This window comes from Aeromonas australiensis (assembly GCF_000819725.1).
GTDB lineage: Bacteria > Pseudomonadota > Gammaproteobacteria > Enterobacterales > Aeromonadaceae > Aeromonas > Aeromonas australiensis.
The window spans coordinates 110,882-118,784 of sequence record NZ_CDDH01000112.1 but is presented as its reverse complement, the minus strand read 5'-3'; the positions used below and the strand labels follow the sequence as shown (position 1 = coordinate 118,784).

Annotated in this window: 7 protein-coding genes and 1 pseudogene; 6 read left to right on the top strand and 2 right to left on the bottom strand. The window is 57.4% G+C overall.

The features are described from left to right. The first annotated feature begins 63 nt into the window (after nt 1-63). The 5 genes and pseudogenes from rsxG (at nt 64) to gloA (ending at nt 2,828) form a co-directional block, all read left to right on the top strand. Complete coding sequence (gene rsxG / locus BN1117_RS18630; RefSeq protein WP_040099821.1) at nt 64-696, top strand: electron transport complex subunit RsxG; 633 nt, start codon at nt 64-66, stop codon at nt 694-696. 15 nt (nt 697-711) lie between these two features. Beyond that, nucleotides 712-1,473, top strand: a complete 762-nt coding sequence (locus BN1117_RS18625) for an electron transport complex subunit E (protein WP_425283278.1) — start codon at nt 712-714, stop codon at nt 1,471-1,473. A 13-nt stretch (nt 1,474-1,486) separates the two neighbouring features. Next, nucleotides 1,487-2,128 carry an endonuclease III gene (gene nth, locus BN1117_RS18620; RefSeq protein ID WP_040099819.1) on the top strand — a complete coding sequence of 214 codons (642 nt, stop codon included), beginning with the start codon at nt 1,487-1,489 and terminating at the stop codon, nt 2,126-2,128. A 127-nt stretch (nt 2,129-2,255) separates the two neighbouring features. Beyond that, a pseudogene (locus BN1117_RS20040) lies at nt 2,256-2,358 on the top strand (endonuclease III); the annotation flags it as partial. Nucleotides 2,359-2,414: 56 nt separating this feature from the next. Then, nucleotides 2,415-2,828, top strand: coding sequence for a lactoylglutathione lyase (gene gloA / locus BN1117_RS18615; RefSeq protein WP_040099818.1), 414 nt, complete (start codon nt 2,415-2,417; stop codon nt 2,826-2,828). 86 nt (nt 2,829-2,914) lie between these two features. Here gloA and BN1117_RS18610 read toward each other — a convergent pair whose 3' ends face one another. After that, nucleotides 2,915-3,790: a flagellar protein MotY gene (locus BN1117_RS18610; RefSeq protein ID WP_040099816.1), complete on the bottom strand. Its 876-nt coding sequence runs from the start codon at nt 3,788-3,790 to the stop codon at nt 2,915-2,917. Nucleotides 3,791-4,384: 594 nt separating this feature from the next. Further along, nucleotides 4,385-5,407 (bottom strand): porin, encoded by a 1,023-nt coding sequence (locus tag BN1117_RS18605; protein WP_040099814.1) that lies wholly within the window; start codon nt 5,405-5,407, stop codon nt 4,385-4,387. Between the two features lie 396 nt (nt 5,408-5,803). Here BN1117_RS18605 and dinG point away from each other — a divergent pair, with 396 nt between their 5' ends. After that, entirely contained in the window at nt 5,804-7,891 is a 2,088-nt protein-coding gene (gene dinG, locus BN1117_RS18600) for an ATP-dependent DNA helicase DinG (protein WP_040099835.1), read from the top strand. The last annotated feature ends 12 nt before the right edge of the window (nt 7,892-7,903 follow it).

The window sequence follows — 7,903 nt, the reverse complement described above, 5'->3', positions numbered from 1 at the left end:
ACGGAGCCCGTCGCCAATGATGTTTCTACCCTTTTCCCCCATCACAGCTGACGGAGCCCGGACATGTTAAAGAGCATGCGCAAGAACGGCCTGATCCTGGCGATGTTCGCGCTGGGCTGTACCGCGCTGGTGGTACTGACCAACGAGCTGACCAAGGATAAAATCGCCCACCAGCAGCAGCTGGAGAAGCAACAGACCCTCTCGGTATTGCTGCCAGAGGGGAGCTATGACAACGATCTGGTGGCCAGCTGCAAGCTGGTGACCAGCAGCAAGTATCTGGGCAGCAGTCAGCCACAGGCCCTCTATACCGCCAGCAAGAATGGCGTGGTGACCGGCTATGCATTGGAGGCGGTCGCCCCGGATGGCTATAGCGGGGCAATCCGCATCGTGGCAGGCTTTGATGCCAAGGGCACCATCACTGCCGTGCGCGTGCTCGCTCACAACGAAACACCTGGCCTGGGTGACAAGATCGAGCTGAAAAAGTCGGGCTGGATCAACAGCTTTGCCGGAAAATTTCTGACCCGCGACAACGAGTCACAATGGGCGGTGAAGAAGGATGGCGGCGAGTTCGATGCCTTTACCGGCGCCACCATCACCCCGCGCGCCGTGGTCAAGGCAGTGAAGAACCTGCTGACACTGCAGCAGGAGCAACCCGAGCTGCTCAGCAAGGCCCCGGCTTGTCCGGCGGCGAACTAACGGAGTCGAGCCATCATGAACCAGATGGAACAGATTGAAGCGGGCGCAGCCCCGATTGCCGAGCTGGAAAGCCGCAAGGGCGAGCTCAAGGAGCTGATGGTACAGGGGTTGTGGAAGAACAACCCCTCGCTGGTACAGGTGCTGGGGCTCTGCCCGACCCTCGCCGTCTCCTCCACCTTTACCAATGCGCTGGGGCTGGGCCTTGCCACCATGGTGGTGCTGGTCAGCTCCAACCTTGCGGTCTCGCTGGTGCGCAACTGGGTGCCGAAGGATATTCGTATACCTGTCTATGTGATGATCATCGCCTCGCTGGTGACCAGCGTGCAGTTGCTGATGAACGCCTACACCTATGGCCTCTATCAGGCGCTCGGTATCTTTATCGCCCTTATCGTCACCAACTGCGTCATCATCGGCCGCGCCGAGGCCTATGCCTCCAAAAATCCGCCGCTGCTGGCGGCCCTCGACGGCCTGATGATGGGCCTTGGCTTTACTCTGGTGCTATTGATACTGGGCGGCATGCGCGAGATCATCGGCATGGGCACCCTGTTTGATGGGGCCGAGCTGCTGCTGGGCGAGTGGGCCACATCACTGCGCATCGAGCTGTTCCACGCCGATGCCAGCCTGCTGCTGGCGATACTGCCACCTGGCGGATTTATCGGATTGGGGCTGCTGATCGCCGCCAAGAACGCCATCAACGACTGGCGTGACCGCAAGCAAGCAACCACAGTGGGTCAAGGTCACGTCGCTCCGGCGCGGGTGCGGGCGACCGAGCTATGATCGGACGCAAGGTATGAACAACCAGAAACGCAGAGAGATCCTGGAGCGACTGCGGGAAAACAACCCCCACCCCACCACAGAGCTCAACTTCAACTCACCGTTTGAGCTGCTGATTGCCGTGCTGCTCTCGGCGCAAGCGACCGATGTCAGCGTCAACAAGGCGACCGACAAGCTCTATCCGGTGGCCAACACCCCGCAAGGGATGCTGGAGCTCGGGGTGGAGGGGCTCAAGGAGTACATCAAGACCATTGGCCTGTTCAATACCAAGGCCGAGAATGTCATCAAGACCTGCAACATCCTGCTGGAGCGCCACGGTGGCGAGGTGCCGGAGAACCGCGAAGCGCTGGAAGCCCTGCCCGGCGTCGGCCGCAAGACCGCCAATGTGGTGCTCAACACCGCCTTTGGCTGGCCCACCATCGCCGTCGATACTCATATCTTCCGGGTCTCGAACCGCACCGGCTTTGCGGTAGGCAAGAATGTGGATCAGGTGGAGGAGAAGCTGCTCAAAGTGGTACCCGCCGAGTTCAAGCTGGATGTTCACCACTGGCTGATCCTGCACGGGCGTTACACCTGTCTGGCTCGCAAGCCCCGTTGTGGTTCCTGTATCATCGAGGACCTGTGCGAGTATAAAGAGAAGGTCTATCCAGAGAGCTGAATGACTGGGCGCCACAACCGTCCTACCTGTCTCGCTCGCAAACATCCGCGGCAGCGGCTCCTGTATCATCGAGGACTTGTGCGAGTATAAAGAGAAGGTCTATCCAGAGAGCTGAATGACTGGGCGCCACAACCGTCCTACCTGTCTCGCTCGCAAACATCCGCGGCAGCGGTTCCTGTATCATCGAGGACCTGTGCGAGTATAAAGAGAAGGTCTATCCAGAAAGCTGATAGCCTCGCAACCGAGATTGAAAGCAGTACACATCACCAACCCGGAGAACTGAGCAATGAGAATTCTGCATACCATGCTGCGTGTCGGCGATCTGCAACGCTCCATCGACTTCTACACCCGCGTGCTCGGCATGAAGCTGCTGCGCAAGAGCGAGAACAGCGAGTACAAGTACACCCTGGCCTTCGTTGGCTACGGTGACGAGAAGGATGAAGCGGTAATCGAGCTGACCTACAACTGGGGGGTGAGCGAGTACGAACTGGGCTCCGCCTACGGTCATATCGCGCTGGAAGCGGACGACATCTATGCCACTTGCGACGCCCTGCGTGCCGCCGGTGCCAAGATCACCCGCGAGCCGGGCCCGGTCAAGGGTGGCACCACCGTCATCGCCTTCGTCGAAGATCCGGACGGTTACAAGATTGAACTGATCGCCAAGAAAGATGCCGGTACCGGCCTGGGTGACAGCGTCTAAGCTACCCTCATCCCGCTGCCGAATGGCAGGATCAAAAAAGAGCGCAGATGCGCTCTTTTTTATGTTTGTCTGATTTGACTTTCTGGCTATATCTCGCCGTTGCGCCCCATGCTGATCACCACCCGCCGGTTCTTGCCGCGCCCCTGTTCCGTTTCATTGGAGGTAACATGCCGCCGCTCGCCATGCCCCTCTACCGAGATCTTGCCGGGCTCCAGCCCCAGATCGACAAACACCTTCTTGATGGCATCAGCCCGCCGCTCGGAGAGCTTCTGGTTCGGCCAGCGGCCACCATAGCTATCGCTGTAGGCATTGATCACCACCACATCGATGCTCTTGTCCGCCTTGACGAACTCGCTGATCATCGCCAACCGCCGTTTGGAGGGGATGGAGAGCTGATCGCTGTTCTTGTCATAGGTGAGCACGCTAAAGGCGATATCGTTGAAGCTGTAGGGCAAGAGCCCGCTCAGACAGTCGATAAAGGCCTGATATTTGACCCGAAAGTTAACCGAGGAGAGAGAAACCCGCACAGCCCGGTTCTGGCGATACCAGTCCCGATACTGGAAGGTCGGCATCCGCCCCCCTTCCAGCTCGTCGAGCATGGTCCAGGCGGTCTGGCCATCCACCAGCCCATCAAACTGCTGATAGAAGCGCAGCTGGCTCACTTCTCGCCCGGCGATACCGGGGCGCCACATGGGTGGCATGATGCCAAGGCTTACCGTCTGGGTCTGGGCCTGTGGCCGCTTGCCCTTGAGCTCGAAGTCGAGGTTGATCTTGCGCCCGGCGCGGCTGACAAAGGCCCCGGTACCCCAGTTGGGAATAGGGTGCTCAAGGCGGCACTCAATCTGGCTATCGGAGGTCAAACGCCAGATGGATTGATCCAGACCGGCACCGAATTCGGTTACCCCAGCCTGTAACTGCATACTCACCGATATGCTGACCAACCCCAACACCCAAGCGTTCAATTGCTTGCCCTCCAGACGATCTCACAAGGGGTATCGGCCAAGGAGGGACAAGCTTTAGCGCAAATGGATCAGTGGGAGGATTAGCGGGGTGGGCGCTCTCCAGCAAGGTGCAGCTGGCAAGATGTCAGGCCCGCTCCCGAGCCAACGGCTTAGGTTCAAGACGATTTTGCTGCAGGGTAACCGAGTGTAGACGATGGGTCTGGTGCCACTACAGATCGACAGCCAATACGACCGCAGCGTCAGTCGCCCCGTCTGGTGGCCTTGCTCTGTTCAGCCACAACAGCCATGGTGATACCAGCGGGTTGGCGCCGGCTCTCCAGGCCATGGCTTGATAACCACCACCTGTGGCTATCCCAGCTATCGCACAGCCAACAGCCAACAGCCAACAGCCAACAGCCAACACATGCGATCTTATCGAGCAGCGTTATATCCTGCATCGTTCACCAAACCAGATTGAGACGACAGCCCCTTCCTCCTGTCCAATCACAACCCAGTGCAGTGCCAAAGCCAAAAACAAAAATGGCCGAGAGTTCATCTCGGCCATTCGTAGCTCGGTCAAAGACTCAAGCCAGGGTATTACTCATATGCAACTTATTAGAAGTTGTACTGCAGAGCAACAGTCCACTCGTCGTCTTTGTCATTCAGACCAACGATCTTGTACTCGGTATAAGCTTTCAGCTTGGAAGTGAAGGCATACTGAACACCCAGGTAGGTGTAGTCAGCCAGATCACCGACTTTAACAGCAGAACCAGTGGTCACACTGTCGATTTTGGAGAAGTTGTAACCGGTCAAGAAAGTCCAGGCATCAACGTTGTAGGTAGCTGCCAGCTCATAACCTTTGTAGTCAACTTCTTCATTGCCACGAGTGACCTGACTTTCGTTATACAGACCTGCGAAATAGAAGCCGTTGATGGAGTAAGAAGCAGCCAGGGCCCAATCTTCTTTATCGCTCTTCACACCGGCATTGGATTTGTAATCATTCTTGGCGTAACCAGCGGCCAGCCCCAGACCGAAGTCGAAGTCATAACCGATGCTGGTGGCATAACCTTTGTCCAGCTTGGAGGCCAGAGCAACAGGCTTACCGTTGTTGTCAGAACCGAATTCCAACTCAGCCTTGTCATCGTTGGTCTGATAAGAGGCGTTAGCAAAGAAGCCGCCCCATTTGCCCATGTAAATAACCTGACCTTCTTGACGACCGCCGTAAGCGTTCCCTTCAGAACCCCACTCGTTGAAGATATCGGTCTTTTCAATCAGGCCGGTGTAGTAAGCAGTATCGGTCTGGCCGAACAGCACTTTACCGTACTGGGAACCGTCAAAACCGACGTAGATATGACGCGGGTCGATATCGCTGGTTTTGAAACCGGAGTTTTCAGCAGCAACTTGCCACTCGGTCTTGGCAAAAGCAGACCAGGTGTTGTTCAGAGCAACTTTGCCAGACCAACCCAGACGGGTTTGACCTTGCAATTCACCATCAACTTCATCGTGCTCACCGTAGTAGTTAGCCTGTACACGGCCGTATACGTCGAAAGTGGTACCGTCTTTGTCATAGATCACTGCTGCGTTAGCGGCGGATGCAAACAGAGCCGGAATAGCAATAGCCAGAATTGTCTTTTTCATAGTTTCCAATGCCTACTGTAATTAAACACTAAGTTGTTGTTATTCCCTGTGTTAGCGATGTTCTTTGCATCACTATGTCGGCGAGACTAGCACCGGACTTTTTGAACCGCAATGAAAAAACTTGGAACTTTTTACGCAAACCATAGTCATGGAGGCAAAAATGTGAGCCAGATCTCACCGGCACTCCGGTTGCAACAGAAAACGTTTTCACTCTGTTTCGCTGGTGTTTTAGCCTTAAACAGCATGTTTTACATACGAGCAACGCCAATTACCTGATAAAGCACCAATCAGGTCGAAACAGCGAGAAACTGCGGTGATAATGGCTGCTGCCTCGACCTTAGCAAGGGGTTGCGGGTATCCTTGTCTCTCATTAACCCCCAATTTGGCTCTCTCTTCATGCTCTCTACTCGCCTTAAAGCCACCATTCGTCAAACTTATCGCCAGATTGCCGATGGCTTGCCCGGTTTTGTGCCGCGCAAAGAGCAGAACTTTCTGGTGGCAGAGATAGCCAAAACCCTGACCGGCGAGTACGACAAGCAGCGCCGGATCCTGGTGGCCGAAGCGGGCACAGGGATCGGCAAATCTCTCTCTTATGCGCAGGGCGCCATTCCGGTGGCGCGGCTCACCCAGAAGAAGCTGGTGATCTCCACCGCCACCGTGGCCCTGCAAGAGCAGCTGATCCACAAAGACCTCCCTTTTTACCACCGCCATAGCGAGCTGCCGTTTCGCTTTATGCTGGTCAAGGGGCGTCAGCGTTACTGCTGCGAGCATCTGCTGGAGCAGGCAGCCAGTGGCGCCGAGCTGGCCAACTTCGAGCTCGACTTTTTTCTGCAAAATACGGGCAGTCTGAGCAAATCCAAGCCCTCTGACAGCGACAAGGATCGCTACCGGGCGCTGTGGCAGGCCTACACCGAAGGTAAATGGGACGGGGATCGGGACAACTGGCCAGAGCCCATTCCCGACACTTGCTGGGATCGCATCGCCGCCGACCGCCACACCTGCAACAAGGCGCTGAGCCATCACCAGCACTGTCCCTTTCATCGCGCCCGCAACGACATGGAGAGCGCCGATGTGCTGGTGGTGAACCATGCGCTGCTGCTCTCCGATCTCACCATGGGAGGCGGCATCATTCTGCCGCCCCCCGATGAGTGCATCTATGTGCTGGATGAGGCCCATCATCTGCCCACCATCGCCCGGGATCACGGCGCGGCGTCGGCCAGCGTCAAAGGCTCGCGCCGCTGGCTGGAGAAGCTGGTACAGAGTGCTGGCAAGCTGGCACGCACCCTTAATAAGGAGAGCCTGCTGGACCCCCAGCTCAAACTGCAGGATGCCCTGGCCTCGATCCAGCCGGACCTCAAAGCAGTCGAGCAGTGGCTTGCCGCCAACGATCGGCTGTTTGACGGTGAACCCCACTACCGCTTCGCCGAAGGAGTACTGCCGGATCCCCTGCCGATGCTGGCGGAGAATCTCAAAGAGTCGAGCAAGAAGGCGCTGCGGGCGCTGGATCGGATGCAAGGGGCCATAGGTGAAGCGCTGAAAGATGGCGAGATCCGCCGCAAGGAGGCAGAACCCCTGCTGGCCGAAAGCGGTTTTCATCTGCAGCGGCTGGAGAGCTTCTGCGCCCTGTGGGAGATGCTGGGGCGCCACATTCCGACTGGCAAAACACCGCTCGCCCGCTGGATGGCCAAAAGCGATGACGGCGATATCTGGCTGCATGCTTCACCGATAGAGGTGGGTTATCTGCTGGAGGAGTGGCTCTGGTCGAAATGTCTGGGGGCCGTACTGGTCTCGGCGACCCTCACCGCCCTCTCCTCCTTTAGTTATTTTCGCCATCAGGTGGGGCTCAAAGAGCACGATGGCACCCGCTATCTGCGCCTGCGCTCCCCTTTTGAGTATCAGAAAGCCGAACTCTATCTGCCCAAGATGGCGCACGAACCCAACTCGCCCGACTTTACTAGCGAACTTGTCAGCGTGCTGCCGCGCATGTTGGCGGGCAAGGAGGCAAGCCTGGTGCTCTTCTCCTCCTATCGCCAGATGAATGAGGTGGCGGCGGGCTTGCGCGCCAAGGGGCTGTCACTGCTGGTACAGGGGGAAGCTTCCCGTAATGCCCTGCTCACCCTGCACAAGCAAAAATGCGATGGCGGTCAGGCCAGTATTCTGTTTGGCACCGGCAGCTTCTCGGAGGGGCTGGATCTGCCGGGCCACTATCTGACCAATCTGGTGATCACCAAGCTCCCCTTTGCAGTGCCCAACTCGCCGGTGGAAGAGGCCACAGCCGAGTGGGTCCAGCAACGTGGCGGCAACCCGTTCTTGCAGCTGACGGTGCCGGAAGCCTCTCGCAAACTCATTCAAGCCTGTGGCCGCCTTATCCGCAAAGAGGCCGATCGGGGGCGGGTCACCATTCTGGACCGGCGGCTGCTCACCAAGCGTTATGGCAAGGGGCTACTTGATGCACTCCCACCCTTTACGCGACGGATCGAGTAATCACACCACCCC